The following is a 13,305-nucleotide window of genomic DNA, read 5'->3' as shown; positions in this document are numbered from 1 at the left end:
CAGCAATTTGCGTACCAGGTACCAGAACCTGCGAAATCAGCGGTAAACGGACGGGTGATGGCGGAGAGGTGCACCAAAGAAGGGCAAAGTTGCGATTATGTTGCCTTTTTATGAATCAAAGATTTCTTTTAGTGAATTAAGGAATCAAAAGTTTCAGCGCCCCGCGCCAACGATCGTTACAGAACACCCGCTCTTTAATGAAGCTATTCCACTGATAAATAAAAGATAAAACGATTTTTACGTGGATAAAGATAGAGGGAATAAGCAATGTGGCCTGCTTTGTGCACTACATCGTCAACGCTTATCCACGACGAGACGGTGACCCCATGTCTGATGAAAAGAACAGCAACCTGCTTTATGGCCTGGAGCAGCGCATCCCGCCGCTACCGGCTTTTTTTAGCGCCTTACAGCACGTGCTGGCAGGGCTGGTCGGCATTATTACGCCGCCGCTGATTATTGGCGCCGCGCTGGGACTTGGCGAATGGCTGCCATATTTAATTAGTATGTCGCTAATGGCTTCCGGGATTGGCACCTTTCTTCAGGCTAACCGCGTCTGGGGGATCGGTGCGGGCATGATCTGTATGCAGGGCACCAGCTTCGCTTTTCTCGGCGTAGCGATTGCCGGCGGCATGTGGGTAAAAGCACAGGGTGGCGGCCCGCAGGACATTATGGCCATGCTGTTCGGTGTTAACGTTGTTGCCGCGCTGGTACCGGTCGTCGTCAGCCGCTTTATCGAACCGCTGAAAAAACTTTTTACCCCGATTATTACCGGCAGCGTCATTGCGCTGATCGGCATTAGCCTGATAAAGGTCAGTATTATTAACTGGAGCGGCGGCGAGCATGCGATGGATTTCGCCAGCCCGGGCAATATCGCATTGGGCGGCATAACGTTAGGGATTATCGTGGTGCTTAGCTGCGCGAAAAACCGCTGGCTGCGTTTATCGTCGGTGGTCATCGGCATGGCGGTGGGCTGTATCGCCGCCGCGCTAAGCGGAAAATTTCATCTGGCGCCGATCGGCGATAGCTGGTTTCGTCTGCCGGCGATATTTCCTTTTGGCTTTCAGTTTAATAGCGCCATATTTTTACCGGTCGCGCTGGTATCGCTGGTTTGCATTCTTGAAGCCGTCGGCGATTTAACCGCCAACTGCCTGATCTCAAAACAGTCCATTGATGACGGCGCGTTTCGCTCACGCCTGAAAGGCGGGATCCTCGCGGATGGCATTAGCTGCCTGATCGCCGCGGCGATCTGCGCGTTTCCCAATACCACCTTCGCGCAGAATAACGGCGTCATCCAGATGACCGGAGTCGCCAGCCGCTATGTCGGGCGTTATATTGGCGTATTGCTGATTCTGCTTGGGCTGTTTCCTCCCTTTGGCGAGATCCTGCGCCAGATCCCCACGCCGGTGTTAGGCGGCGCGACGATGGTCATGTTTGGCTGTGTCGTGGCGGCCGGGATCCGCATTATCACCCAGAACCCGCTAACCCGCCGCGATATGCTGATTGTTGGCCTGGCATTTGGTTTTGGCCTCGGCATTGAGGCGGTTCCCGCTTTCCTTGCCCATTTCCCGCCTATCATCGGCAACCTGTTTGGATCTGCGGCCACCAGCGGTGGGCTGGTGGCGATTGTACTGAATCTGATTATTCCGCAAGAGAAAGCCGCCATGACGGCTGCGGCAAGGAGCAATGATGATAACACTCAACCACTTTAATCAGCTGCCGCAGGCGGAAGCCATTCGCCAGCTTGAACCCTGCGTGGCGCTCCCCGCCTGGCGCGAAGCGCTGGCGCTGGAGCGACCCTATGCCACACTGACGGCCTTAACGGATCGCGCACAACAACTGATGCAGCACTGGGGAGAGGCAGAACTGGCGCGGGCGCTCTGCGCCCACCCGCGGATCGGGGAAAAGCCGACGGGCGGGGAAGCGCATGCCGCGCTGTCTCGCCAGGAGCAGGCGGAGGTTAATGCCGACGATGCCGCTATCGCCCGGGCGCTGAAAGAAGGGAACGCCCGTTACGAAGCCCGCTTTGACCGCGTGTTTCTAATCCGCGCCAAAGGGCGCAGCGCCGCCGAAATCCTGCAGGCGCTGACCCAACGGCTGACCCATAATGACGCGCAGGAAATTGAAGCGGCGCTGGAACAATTACGTGAAATCACCTTACTCAGACTGGCGGGAGTTATTAGCGAATGATCACCCTGAGCACCCATATTCTTGATATTTCTACCGGCAAGCCTGCACAAGGCGTGGCGGTCACCCTGTTCTGCGAAGGGCGCAGCCTGGCATCAGGCGTGACAGACAGCCATGGCCGCCTGGGCGAGCTGGCGACGGGACAACTGCGTCCCGGCAACTATCAGCTGGTGGCCGAACTGCAATCGTGGTTTGCGCGCGATGGCCGCCAGACCCTGTACCGGCAGGCGCAGATCGATTTTATGATTACCATTGATGACAAAGACCATTTTCATCTGCCATTTTTAATTGCCCCCGGCGGCTGGTCGACCTATCGCGGAAGTTAAGTTGAGTCCGCCGCCCGGCCAGAATGAAGCGCCGGGCAGCGGTTCAGCCTTCGTTACACCATACCTGTTGGCCATTGACCCAGGTTTCACTAATGTTCCGTTCATCGCCTAAGGTCATCAATACGAACAGCTGCTCATAGACATCATGACAGCGTGCGCCGCGCAGCTTTTGTAGCGGCGTTACCGCCGGGTCGATAACCACCAAATCGGCCTCTTTTCCCGACTGGAAATTACCAATTTTGTCATCCAGGCGTAACGCATGCGCGCCGCCCAACGTCGCATGATAAAACGCTTCGCTAGCGCGCAGGCGATAGCTCTGTAGCTGCGCCACTTTATAGGCCTCGCCGAGGGTGCGCAGTAGGCTGAAGGTGGTTCCGGCGCCAACATCGCTGCCGATGCCAATCCGGACTTGATGTTGCCAGCTGGCGGGCAGGCGAAATAGCCCGCTACCTAGAAACAGGTTTGACGTCGGGCAAAAGGCGATTGCCGAACCGGTCTCATGCAAACACCGCCACTCTTTCTCCGCCAGATGGATCCCGTGGGCGAAGACGCTGCGCGCACCGGTCAATTGATAGTGATGATAAACATCAAGATAGTGCTCATGCTCCGGCCATAACTGCTTTACCCACGCGATTTCATTAAGGTTTTCACTCAGATGGGTATGCAACCAGGTATCAGGAAACTCCTCCCGCAGCCGCTGAACTGCTTGTAGCAGCTCCGGTGTGGAAGTGGGAGCGAAACGCGGCGTAATAGCGTAGCCCAGACGGCCGCGCCGGTGCCAGCGCTGGATCAGTTCGCGGGTCTGGCAATAGCTTTGTTCGGCGGTTTCGGTTAAATACTCCGGCGTATGGCGATCCATCATCACCTTACCGGCCAGCAGGCGCATGTTCAGACGTAATGCCTCGGTAAACAGAGCCTCCACGGACGCCGGATGAAGCGTACAAAACACCAGCGCGGTGGTGGTGCCATGGCTGAGCAACTGGTTGACAAAAAAACGGGCGATATCTGCCGCGTACCGTTCATCGGCAAACTGGCTTTCCACCGGAAAGGTATAAGTGGTCAGCCATTCCAGCAGCTGTTCGCCAAAGGCGCCGATCATTTCGGTTTGAGGATAATGAATATGGGCGTCGACAAACCCCGGCAGCAGCAGTTTACCGCGCAGATCGCGATACCCTTTATGTGGATCGAGTAATGCTTCGCCTTCCTGCCATGGCAGTAGCGCCTGAATCTTCCCGGCGTAAATAAACAGCACGCCATCATCAATATATCGCGCGTAGCGTGCGATATCGTCAGCGCTGGCGGCGGGTTGGCTAATATCAAAAAACGCACCGCGTAGCGCGGTGTGGTATTCCAGCATGTTGCCGCCTTATATAAGTAGGGTGATAACTATTGCGCAAATATTTGCAAATTTAATGCCAGGAGGCCGCGGAAAGCACCGCGGCCGGGCGGGATTATTCTTTCTGCGCCAACGCGCCGGGGGTGAAGCGGGCGGAGGAAGCAGCCTGCCGCTCGTCGCGGGCAATCCAGCGATACAGGCTGCTGCTTAGCAGTACGCCGATGAACCAGCTAAAATTGGCCACCTCATGCAGAGCGGGAATAAAGCTGATAATCAGGCCGACCGCCACCGAGGGCAGCAGCGCGGCGATGGCCTTCGGGTTAAAGCCGTTGCGGTACCAGTATTTGCCTTTCGGGGTATCATCGAAAAGATCGTCGATCGATACCTGTCCGCGTTTAATCAAATAGAAATCAACCAGCAGAATGCCAAACAACGGCCCGATAAACGCTCCCAATACATCCAGGGTGTAGTGGATAAGTTCTGGGGAGTTAAACAGATTCCACGGGGTGAGCAGTATCGAGCCGACGGCGGCAATCATCCCGCCGGTGCGGAAGCTGATTTTTTGCGGCGCGCAGTTGGAAAAATCAAATGCCGGCGAGACGAAGTTGGCGACAATATTGATGCCGATAGTGGCGGTGATCATGGTCAGCAGGCCGATGGCCACCGCCAGATCGTTACCCACATGGCTCACCGTTTCAATCGGGTCGGTGATCATCCGGCCAAATAAAGATTGCGTCCCGGAGACGATTACTACGGTCACCACCGAGAACAGCAGGAAGTTAAACGGCAGCCCCCAGCGGTTGCCGCGGCGAATTTCGCCCATGCTTCTGGCGTAACGGGAGAAATCGCCAAAATTAAGCAGCGGACCGGAGAAGTAGGAGACCACCAGCGCGGTGGCGGTGATCATCTGCCAGCTTTGCTCACCGGCGGTCAGCGTCTTACTGGCGAGGGTAAAGGAGATACCATCGAGGCCTGTCTTGTATACAATCCAGCCCGCCAGCGCCAGCATCACCACATATACCGCCGGGCCGGCGATATCAATAAAGCGCTTAATCGCGTTCATGCCGTGCCAGAACACCATCGCCTGCAACAGCCACATGGTGGCGAAACAGATCCAGCCAAGCGATGAAAGACCCAGCAATGACGTTTGCGTCATTGCCGCCAGCGAGGGCCAGAACTTCAGCAGCACCAGCATCAAGGCGTTCGCAGCAAGATAGGTTTGGATCCCGTACCAGGCGAAAGCAATCAGCCCGCGTATCACCGCCGGAATATTGGCGCCGAATACGCCGAACGCCTGACGGCAGATGACCGCATAGGGCACGCCGGCAATCTGGCTGGGTTTGGCCACCAGATTGGCGCAAAGCTGGACGATAACAATTCCGGCCAACAGGCAGATAAGTACCTGCCAGCTCGCCAGCCCCAGCGTAAAGAAACTCGCCGCCACCACATAGCCACCCATGCTATGCACGTCCGACATCCAGAAAGAAAAAATGTTGTACCAGTTCCAGTTTTGCTCGCGCGTCGGCGCCAGATCCTCGTTGCAAAGACGCGGGCTGTAGCCTGATGCCGGGTCTCCGGCGTTGAGCTGATGCGTGTTTTGTGTATTTGGCATGGATCCTGCTCCTCTGAAGACAAACGTTTTGCCGTTGATAGCGGAAGGCGTTGCAGGATCCAGGCCAGAATAGTTAATCTTGTATACAAAATATTTATTTTATGTATACGATTTGATATCGAAATGGAAAGTGGAGTGGACCAATGGGCAATGAAAATCCGCTGCAGGCCGCAGCCGGACTGCATGACAAGGATGAGTCTATCTACGAAGCCTTGCTGACCGCGATTGTCGAGCAACAACTGCTGCCGGGCAGCAAATTGCCGGAAGAGGCGCTGGCGGAGGTGTTTGGCGTCAGCCGAACGGGGGTACGCAAAGCGCTGCAACGACTCGCCGCTGTGCAAATGGTGACATTAACGCCCAAACGTGGTGCACAGGTCGCCAGTCCGACGGTTGACGAGGCACGGGATATATTCCGCACCCGCGCGCTACTGGAAGTGGCGAATCTGCCGGATGTACTGCAACGCTGCCAGCCTCCACATCTGGCGGCGCTGGAAGCCATTATTCAGCAGGAGCAACTGGCGCATGAGGCCTATGATGGCCCGTCCGCTATCCGCCATTCCGCTAATTTTCATATTCAGTTACAGGCCATTTCCGGCAACCAGGTACTAACGGAGATGGTCACCCGACTCAGTCAACGCTCATCGCTGGTGATTGCCGCCTGGGGCGCGCCGTGGCGGCAGGGGTGCCGCTGCGATGACCACGAGCGCCTTGTCGGCCTGCTCCGCGAAAAAGCGCTAACCGCGCTGACCGAGGCGCTCAACCATCACTTTGAACACATCGTTGCCAGTTTATGTTTTTCCCGCACGGGGGAGTCGGTTCCCGATTTCGCCCGGCTGTTCGCCGGCTATAAGGAGCGGTAATGTCCACCATCTGTATACAAGTTATCAATCCCAATACCGATCCCGGTATGACGCAAACCATCGCCGAGGCGGCCCGCGCCGCGGCGTCGCCAGGAACCGATATTGTCGCGGTCTGTCCACCAGACGGCGTGCCGTCGATTGAAGGGCATTTTGACGAAGCCATCGCCGCCGTCGGCGTGCTGGAGCAAATAAAAGCCGGGCAGCAGCAGGGCGTTTCCGGGCATGTTATCGCCTGTTTTGGCGATCCGGGGTTACTGGCCGCCCGTGAACTGGCCCAGGGACCGGTTATTGGTATTGCCGAGGCGGCGATGCATATGGCGACGCTGGTCGCTACCCGCTTCTCGGTGGTCACTACCTTACCGCGCACGCTGATTATCGCTCGTCATCTGCTACATCAGTATGGTTTCCATGAGCATTGCGCCGGTCTGCATGCGATCGATCTACCGGTGCTGGCGCTGGAAGATGGCAGCGGCGTGGCGCAGGAAAAAGTACGCGCCCGCTGTATTCAGGCCCTACAGGAGGATGGCTGCGGCGCTATCGTGCTGGGCTGCGGCGGCATGGCGACCCTGGCGCAGCAACTGACCCGGGAACTTCAGGTACCCGTTATTGATGGCGTCAGCGCGGCGGTGAAGATGGTGGAATCTCTGGTAGCGCTAGGCCTGACAACCAGCAAGCACGGCGATTTAGCTTATCCGGAACGTAAAACGCTTAGCGGTAAATTTGCCGTGTTTAATGATTAAATGAAGGGGTGGGAGATGATACCAGCAGCAGAATTATATCCGCGCGATTTGCGCGGCTACGCGGGAAAGCCGCCGCACGCGCAGTGGCCAAACCAGGCGCGTATCGCGGTGCAGTTTGTGCTTAATTACGAAGAAGGCGCCGAGAATCACGTCCTGCACGGCGATGCGGGTTCTGAACAGTTTCTCTCCGATATCATCGGCGCTGCCAGCTATCCCGATCGCCATATGTCGATGGACTCATTGTATGAATATGGCAGCCGCGCGGGTTTCTGGCGTATCCATCATGCCTTTCAGGAGCGGGGGTTACCGCTGACGGTGTTTGGCGTGGCAATGGCGCTGGCGCGTCATCCGGATATCGTCGCGGCGATCAAAGCGGCCAACTACGATGTGGTCAGCCACGGGTGGCGTTGGATCCACTATCAGCATATGGCGATTGAACAGGAGCGCGACCATCTGCATAAAGCGGTGCAGGTGCTGACCGACCTGTTTGGCAAACCGCCCACCGGCTGGTACACAGGGCGCGATAGCCCTAACACCCGGCAACTGGTGGTCGAACATGGCGGATTTGATTACGACAGCGACTATTATGGCGATGATTTGCCGTTCTGGACGGAAGTGCCTTGCGCCGACGGGCGGCGTAAACCGCATCTCATCGTGCCTTACACGCTCGATGCCAACGATATGCGCTTTGCCACCGCTCAGGGGTTTAATACCGCTGAACAGTTTTATACCTATCTGAAAGACAGCTTTGATGTGCTGTACGCGGAAGGTGAAACGTCGCCGAAAATGATGTCTATCGGCATGCACTGCCGGTTGCTGGGCCGCCCCGGACGCTTCCGCGCTCTGCAACGTTTTCTCGATTACGTGCAGCAGCATGAGCGCGTGTGGATTTGTACCCGCCAGCAGATTGCCGACCACTGGCGGCGGGTGCATCCGTACCAGCCATAGCGGCAGACCCATTGCGCCGTTATTTGTCGGGTGGCGGCTAACGCCTTACCCGACCTACGGTCATTGCGACCTGCCTAATGTCTTCACCGCGCTGGCTGAAACTGCCGGTGTTGGTAGCCTCAAAATCCCCGGTGGCGCTGCCGCTTACCGGGGCTACAGCACAATGCGATTTGGTAGCCCGGAGAAGGCGCAACGCGCCGCGTCCGGGAAAACCTCTTAAAAAAGTTGCAAATCGATAACAGTATCTACGGTCCGTGCCATTGTGAGCTTAAGATCTCTATCTTGTAAATGGCTTCTGAAACTGCGGTGTTGGTGGCCTAAAAATCGCTGAGACGTTCCCGGAAGGCCGGGGCAGCCCGCATGGATGCGGGCTGAGGGCCGTGATTTGCAGGGATGCTGCCTCGGCCCGACCCGAAGCCTGCCGGGATAAGTCGAAGGAACCACGAAGTGGCGATTTTGGCGGCCAGAGCCCGGGAGTACAGAGGGCGGCGGCGACTGGCCGCCCTCTGTGCGCTCCCAGCGCCACGGAAAACATATTGCGGAAAAATTAACCGGGAGCGCAATGTGCTCAGAATTAACACAAAGCACATGTTTTTCCCAGACCAAAACCGTTGCAAATCGATAACAGTATCTACGCCGGCATGTGATCTGTAGCCCTGCTAAGCGCAGCGCAAGCAGGGGGCGACAACGGCATCAATGTCCCATCAAACTAACCTGTGCGGCAACGATACGCCAGCCGCAGGCAAACCGAACCCAGGTTTGCTGCTGACGGCCGATACGATCGCTGCCTTCACGGCTGAACTCGGTACTGCATACCGCATAATCCTCCCCATAGGTGGTGATCACCGTATGGCGTAACTCCCGCGCAAGCCCTGCGGCAGGGCGCGCGGCGCGGAAGCCGCGGATCTCATCAATACCATACAGATTCTCTCCGGCGCCGAGGCGAACCGTGCGCGTATCGTGCCAGAACAACGCATCCAGCACCGCGATATCGTTACTCACCAGTGCCTGTTCATAGCGATAAAAGGCCGCCGTTACTTCAGCGACCACCTGCGGAATATTGATTTCTTGCGACGCGATCATGCGGCTACCTCCACCGGGCGGGAATCGGTCATCCCCATCGCTTCCAGCGCATAGGCGGCGCGCAGACAAGCCTGTTCATTAAACGGCGCGGCAATTAACTGCACGCCGACAGGCAGCCCCGTCGCGGTACGTAGCGGGACGGTTACCACCGGCAGACCGATAAAGGAGATTGGTTGAGTGAGCATGCCCATGCTGGCGCGTATCGGTAAAGACTCGCCGTTGATCTCCATCGTCTGCTCGCCAATAAGCGTGGCGCTGCATGGTGTTGCTGGGGCGATGAGCACGTCGGCATGGGTGAATAGCGACGCGACTTGCTGCTGGGCGTGTCGACGGAAGCGCTGCGCCTGCAGGTACCAGGCGGAAGGGATCATCGCGCCCGCCAGCAGACGTTCGCGCGAGTGCGGTTCAAAGCGCTCCGGCTCATGCCGTAAGGCTGGCAGGTACTGGTTTCCGCCTTCAGAAGCGCTAATGATAAAAGCAGAAGCGCGCGCCAGCTCCGCCTCGGGGAAGAGATACTCTTCAGAGGCTTCGAGATAGCGGGCGACGCGAGCCACCGCCGCGCGGGCATCGTCATCGCACCAGCGGCTGAAATAGCCGCCTAAAACCGCGCAACGCAGCCCCTGGAGGCCATATCGTAGATGCGGCGTAGCAGGGGTGACGCCGCGTTCGGCCTGAAAACCGTCATTAACGTCTCGCCCCTGAAGAACATCGTAGACTGTGGCTAAATCCTCTACCGTACGGGCAAACGGACCAATATGATCGAGGCTGGGAACAAAAGGGTGGCTGCCGGTACGCGACAGACGCCCGAAGGTTGGCTTGAGACCAAAAATCCCGCTCAGGGATGCCGGAACGCGGATTGAACCATTGGTGTCGCTACCGAGCGAGAAATTAATCAGCCCGGCGGCGACCGCCGCCGCTGAGCCGCCGGAGGATCCGCCGGCAATGCGGTTAAGATCGTGCGGATTGCGCGTCGCGCCATAGTGGCTGTTTTCCGTAGTAAAACCGTAAGCATAGGCGTCCATATTCAGCATCCCGCTGAGCAGGCCGCCTGCGGTATGGATTTGACTTACTGCCCAGCTATCGACGCGGGCAGGCGGGTTATCGCTGAACAGTTGCGCGCCGGCGAGTGTGGTTTCCCCCGCGACATCAAACAGATTTTTGACCGCGTAGGGAATGCCTGCCAGCGCAGGCAGCGGCTGATTCGTGCGCCGTAGGGCATCAATGGCGTCCGCTTCGTCGAGCATCCGTTTCCCGGTGACAGTCGTCCAGGCATTGAGTAGTGGGTTACTTTGCGCAATATCATCAAGCGTCTGGCGAGCCAGCTCTCTGGCGCTAAATTCACCGCGACTCAGCGACTGCTGAATGTCGGCAATGGTCATCTGATGTAGCTTCATGCTTTATACACTCCGGCGATTTCCAGACGCTGATCGAGCGGATAGGCCATCAGCGGTTCAGCCATATCGGCAATGCGGCGAAATTGCGCCAGCAGCTCAGCGCGGCGCGATTCATCCAGTTCAAGGGCGAGGATCTGCTCCATCTGTCGAAGCCAGTCGCGCCACTCTTTTTCGGTTTGTTTCATGCTTCTCCCCCTAATAGCCAGCGGCGGTGCCGTTACTGCGCGGGTCAGACGCGCCTTCAAACAGGCCGTCAGGATGGCGGACAATGGCCCCGGCATGTCCCATGGCCTCGCTGAAGTCGGCCAGTACCTCAACCTCATGCCCCAGTTCCCTGAGCCGGGCGAGGGTTTGCGGCGCAAAGCGGCCTTCTACTTTTAGTGAGTCCGAGGTCTGTCCCCAGGTGCGTCCAAGCAGCCAGCGCGGACGAGAAATACTCTCCTGAAGCGGGACATTCTGCAGGATATAGCGGGTGAAAAGCGCCGCCTGCGTCTGCGGCTGCCCGTCGCCGCCCATTGAGCCATAAACCATCACCCGGCCATCGTTCAGGCGCGCGGCGGCGGGATTAAGGGTATGGAAGGGTTGCTTGCCCGGCGCCAGGGCCAGCAAATGCGCCGGGTCGAGGCTGAACGACGCACCGCGGTTTTGCCAGACAATACCGCTGTCCGCCAGCACCACGCCGCTGCCAAACTCATGATAGAGACTCTGGATAAAGGAAACCGCCAGCCCGTTACTATCCATCACGCCCATCCAGACGGTATCGCCGGGGCCTTTGCCTGCGCCCCATGGCGCGGCGCGCTGGTCGTCGATCTTCTCCGCCAGCGGTTGTAACGCCTGCGGGGACAGCAGGCTTTGAATATCCACGTCCAGATGCTGCGGGTCGGTAATATGTTTATCTCGCAGGCTAAAGGCCTGTTTTGTCGCTTCCACGATACGGTGGATGGTCTGCGCATCGTCGGCCTGTTCCATCTCCAGCCGGTCAGTGATGCCGAGGATGGCCAGCGATACCAGCCCCTGCGTCGGCGGTGCCAGGTTCCATAACTCTCCATGTTGATGCTGTAACCGCAGTGGTTGCGGGCGGCGCGCGCGATGCTGGCGCAGATCGTCAAGCGTAATAGGCAGGCCATAACGGGCCATGCCGGCCGCCAGTTGTTCCGCCAGAGAGCCGCGATAGAAACTATCAAGCCCTTCCGCAACCAGCCGTTTTAGCGTGGAGGCCAGCGCAGGCTGACAAAAGCGGCTGCCGCTTTGCGGAGGGCGGCCATTGACCAGAAAGGTCTCAGCGAAGCCCGGCTGGCGCTGAAGTTCATCTAATTTTCCGGCGGTGGCGCTGGCTTGCGAGGCGGTCACCGGAATACCGTTATCGGCATAGCCGATCGCGTCCTGTAACAGGCGCGAAAGCGGTAGTGATTTACCGGTCAGCGAGTGTGAAACTTTCAGCGCCTCATCCCAGCCGCTGACGGTGCCGGCGACGGTCAGGGCGGATTGCGGGCCGCGATGCGGGATGTGCGTTAGTCCGGCATAGGCTTCCGGCGTCGCCAGTGAACCCGCGGCGCCGCTGGCGTCAATGGCGATCGGATCGCCCTGTGGCGGTACGATCAGCCAGAACCCATCGCCGCCTAAACCATTCATATGCGGATAGACCACCGCGATGGTCGCGGCGGCGGCGACCATCGCTTCTATTGCGCTTCCGCCCTCGCGCAGCACGGACAGCGCGCTTTGGCTAGCCAGATGATGGGGGGCGACCGCCATCCCCTGGGTCGAGAAATGACTCTGCATAACTTATCCTCGTAACGAATCATGCAGCCACTGCTGCGAATGCTGTCCGTGCAAAAGCTGTTCCACTTTGAAAAGAAAGTTTCAATGTTGCGGCTGCCGTTGTCTTTTCTCATTGTGGCATGCATTGTGAAGGGGGTTAGCGGTATAGTTCAGTGAAACAAAAGTTACAGAGGCGCTATGGAACAACTCGATGAACGGCTGAAGGCGCAATATGCGTCGTTGTCACCCCAGGAGCAACGGGTGGCGGATTTCATTGTCGACCACTTTGATGACCTGATTAGCTACAACAGCGCCGAGCTGGCCCAACTGAGCGGGGTATCAAAAGCGACGGTAAGCCGTCTGTTTAAACGGCTGGGATATGAAAAGTATCGCGATATGCGCGATGAGCTGCGCACGTTACGCCAGAGCGGGATGCCGTTGACCGATCATCGCGAGGCGGTGCAGGGTAATACGCTGCTGGCGCGGCATTATAAACAGGAGATGGCAAACCTGACGCAGTGGGTAAACGCGCTGGATGCCCGGCAGTTTGCCGAAGCCATTAACGCGCTGGTCAAGGCCAGGCGCGTCGTCATTATTGGGATGCGAAATTCCTGGCCGGTGGCGCTGCATTTGCGCCAGCAGTTGCTTCAGGCGCGCGGGCAAGTGGTGGTGCTGCCGCAACCGGGGCAAAGCCTAAGTGAAGAGCTGGTCGATATAAGCGCGGAAGATATCGTGGTGGTGATGGCGTTTCGCCGTCGGCCGCGGATTATTCGTCCCCTGATGCAGCAACTGCAACAGCGGGGAGTTCCGCAACTGCTAATCTGCGAGCCGCAGGCGCATAGCCTGTTTCCGCTGGCGTGCTGGCGGTTATGCGCCCCGCTGGATAGCGTGTCGGCTTTCGACAGCTACGCGTCGGCCAATAGTCTTATCAACCTGCTGGCGAACGCCTTGCTACATGAAATTCTCGATAGCGGTCGCCCGCGCATTCATGACATCGCCACGTTATACCAGCAGTTGGATGAGCTTGAACAACGATAATGGGGAGCCAGTCTGGTGCTTTGCAC

The 13,305-nt window shown here is 57.9% G+C and carries 13 protein-coding genes; 7 read left to right on the top strand and 6 right to left on the bottom strand.

The window, feature by feature from the left end; genetic code table 11:
- Positions 1 to 326 precede the first annotated feature (326 nt).
- Genes PGR79_RS00725 through uraH form a run of 3 tightly spaced genes read left to right on the top strand, consistent with a single transcriptional unit; the run spans position 327 to position 2,510 of the window.
- Positions 327 to 1,709 carry a nucleobase:cation symporter-2 family protein gene (locus PGR79_RS00725; protein WP_395226238.1) on the top strand — a complete coding sequence of 461 codons (1,383 nt, stop codon included), beginning with the start codon at positions 327 to 329 and terminating at the stop codon, positions 1,707 to 1,709.
- On the top strand, positions 1,687 to 2,187 hold the full coding sequence (gene uraD / locus PGR79_RS00720; RefSeq protein ID WP_348854674.1) for a 2-oxo-4-hydroxy-4-carboxy-5-ureidoimidazoline decarboxylase: 501 nt from the start codon (positions 1,687 to 1,689) through the stop codon (positions 2,185 to 2,187). Before PGR79_RS00725 ends, uraD begins: the two co-directional genes overlap by 23 nt.
- Positions 2,184 to 2,510 carry a hydroxyisourate hydrolase gene (gene uraH / locus PGR79_RS00715; RefSeq protein ID WP_087860786.1) on the top strand — a complete coding sequence of 109 codons (327 nt, stop codon included), beginning with the start codon at positions 2,184 to 2,186 and terminating at the stop codon, positions 2,508 to 2,510. The genes uraD and uraH overlap by 4 nt, the downstream gene beginning before the upstream one ends.
- Before the next feature lie 43 nt (positions 2,511 to 2,553).
- Here the strand turns inward: uraH and guaD are convergent, their stop codons facing one another.
- Positions 2,554 to 3,867 carry a guanine deaminase gene (gene guaD, locus PGR79_RS00710; protein ID WP_430920801.1) on the bottom strand — a complete coding sequence of 438 codons (1,314 nt, stop codon included), beginning with the start codon at positions 3,865 to 3,867 and terminating at the stop codon, positions 2,554 to 2,556.
- A gap of 94 nt (positions 3,868 to 3,961) precedes the next feature.
- Positions 3,962 to 5,458 carry an NCS1 family nucleobase:cation symporter-1 gene (locus PGR79_RS00705; protein ID WP_271032520.1) on the bottom strand — a complete coding sequence of 499 codons (1,497 nt, stop codon included), beginning with the start codon at positions 5,456 to 5,458 and terminating at the stop codon, positions 3,962 to 3,964.
- Positions 5,459 to 5,601: 143 nt separating this feature from the next.
- On the opposite strand from PGR79_RS00705, the gene PGR79_RS00700 reads away from it, so the two are divergent.
- The 3 genes from PGR79_RS00700 to puuE are packed head-to-tail and all read left to right on the top strand — an operon-like array spanning position 5,602 to position 8,006.
- Positions 5,602 to 6,318: a GntR family transcriptional regulator gene (locus tag PGR79_RS00700; protein ID WP_271032519.1), complete on the top strand. Its 717-nt coding sequence runs from the start codon at positions 5,602 to 5,604 to the stop codon at positions 6,316 to 6,318.
- Entirely contained in the window at positions 6,318 to 7,058 is a 741-nt protein-coding gene (gene hpxA, locus PGR79_RS00695) for an allantoin racemase (RefSeq protein ID WP_416348343.1), read from the top strand. Before PGR79_RS00700 ends, hpxA begins: the two co-directional genes overlap by 1 nt.
- 15 nt (positions 7,059 to 7,073) lie before the next feature.
- Complete coding sequence (puuE, locus tag PGR79_RS00690) at positions 7,074 to 8,006, top strand: allantoinase PuuE (protein ID WP_430920798.1); 933 nt, start codon at positions 7,074 to 7,076, stop codon at positions 8,004 to 8,006.
- Between the two features lie 693 nt (positions 8,007 to 8,699).
- On the opposite strand, the gene hpxZ is transcribed toward puuE, so the two are convergent.
- The 4 genes from hpxZ to hpxW are packed head-to-tail and all read right to left on the bottom strand — an operon-like array spanning position 8,700 to position 12,262.
- Entirely contained in the window at positions 8,700 to 9,089 is a 390-nt protein-coding gene (gene hpxZ / locus PGR79_RS00685) for an oxalurate catabolism protein HpxZ (RefSeq protein WP_271032518.1), read from the bottom strand.
- A complete protein-coding gene (locus PGR79_RS00680) occupies positions 9,086 to 10,483 on the bottom strand; it encodes an AtzE family amidohydrolase (protein WP_271032517.1) in 1,398 nt (465 codons plus the stop codon). The genes hpxZ and PGR79_RS00680 overlap by 4 nt, the downstream gene beginning before the upstream one ends.
- Positions 10,480 to 10,668 (bottom strand): oxalurate catabolism protein HpxX, encoded by a 189-nt coding sequence (gene hpxX / locus PGR79_RS00675; protein WP_032708053.1) that lies wholly within the window; start codon positions 10,666 to 10,668, stop codon positions 10,480 to 10,482. Before hpxX ends, PGR79_RS00680 begins: the two co-directional genes overlap by 4 nt.
- Before the next feature lie 10 nt (positions 10,669 to 10,678).
- Complete coding sequence (gene hpxW / locus PGR79_RS00670; RefSeq protein WP_271032516.1) at positions 10,679 to 12,262, bottom strand: oxamate amidohydrolase; 1,584 nt, start codon at positions 12,260 to 12,262, stop codon at positions 10,679 to 10,681.
- 177 nt (positions 12,263 to 12,439) lie between these two features.
- Between hpxW and hpxU the strand changes: the two genes are divergently transcribed.
- Entirely contained in the window at positions 12,440 to 13,279 is an 840-nt protein-coding gene (gene hpxU, locus PGR79_RS00665) for a MurR/RpiR family transcriptional regulator HpxU (RefSeq protein ID WP_271032515.1), read from the top strand.
- The last annotated feature ends 26 nt before the right edge of the window (positions 13,280 to 13,305 follow it).

Origin of the sequence: Klebsiella sp. 141161 (assembly GCF_050600815.1) — a bacterium.
Classification (GTDB): domain Bacteria; phylum Pseudomonadota; class Gammaproteobacteria; order Enterobacterales; family Enterobacteriaceae; genus Klebsiella; species Klebsiella aerogenes.
The sequence above is the reverse complement of the archived record's forward strand: the minus strand, read 5'-3'. Positions and strand labels throughout refer to the sequence as shown.

Coding starts and splice junctions, on each gene's coding strand:
- PGR79_RS00725 (WP_395226238.1), top strand. CDS start 327: ATGTCTGATGAAAAGAACAGCAACCTGCTTTATGGCCTGGAGCAGCGC.
- guaD (WP_430920801.1), bottom strand. CDS start 3,867: ATGCTGGAATACCACACCGCGCTACGCGGTGCGTTTTTTGATATTAGC.
- puuE (WP_430920798.1), top strand. CDS start 7,074: ATGATACCAGCAGCAGAATTATATCCGCGCGATTTGCGCGGCTACGCG.
- hpxX (WP_032708053.1), bottom strand. CDS start 10,668: ATGAAACAAACCGAAAAAGAGTGGCGCGACTGGCTTCGACAGATGGAG.
- PGR79_RS00680 (WP_271032517.1), bottom strand. CDS start 10,483: ATGAAGCTACATCAGATGACCATTGCCGACATTCAGCAGTCGCTGAGT.
- uraH (WP_087860786.1), top strand. CDS start 2,184: ATGATCACCCTGAGCACCCATATTCTTGATATTTCTACCGGCAAGCCT.
- hpxW (WP_271032516.1), bottom strand. CDS start 12,262: ATGCAGAGTCATTTCTCGACCCAGGGGATGGCGGTCGCCCCCCATCAT.
- hpxU (WP_271032515.1), top strand. CDS start 12,440: ATGGAACAACTCGATGAACGGCTGAAGGCGCAATATGCGTCGTTGTCA.
- uraD (WP_348854674.1), top strand. CDS start 1,687: ATGATAACACTCAACCACTTTAATCAGCTGCCGCAGGCGGAAGCCATT.
- hpxZ (WP_271032518.1), bottom strand. CDS start 9,089: ATGATCGCGTCGCAAGAAATCAATATTCCGCAGGTGGTCGCTGAAGTA.
- hpxA (WP_416348343.1), top strand. CDS start 6,318: ATGTCCACCATCTGTATACAAGTTATCAATCCCAATACCGATCCCGGT.
- PGR79_RS00705 (WP_271032520.1), bottom strand. CDS start 5,458: ATGCCAAATACACAAAACACGCATCAGCTCAACGCCGGAGACCCGGCA.
- PGR79_RS00700 (WP_271032519.1), top strand. CDS start 5,602: ATGGGCAATGAAAATCCGCTGCAGGCCGCAGCCGGACTGCATGACAAG.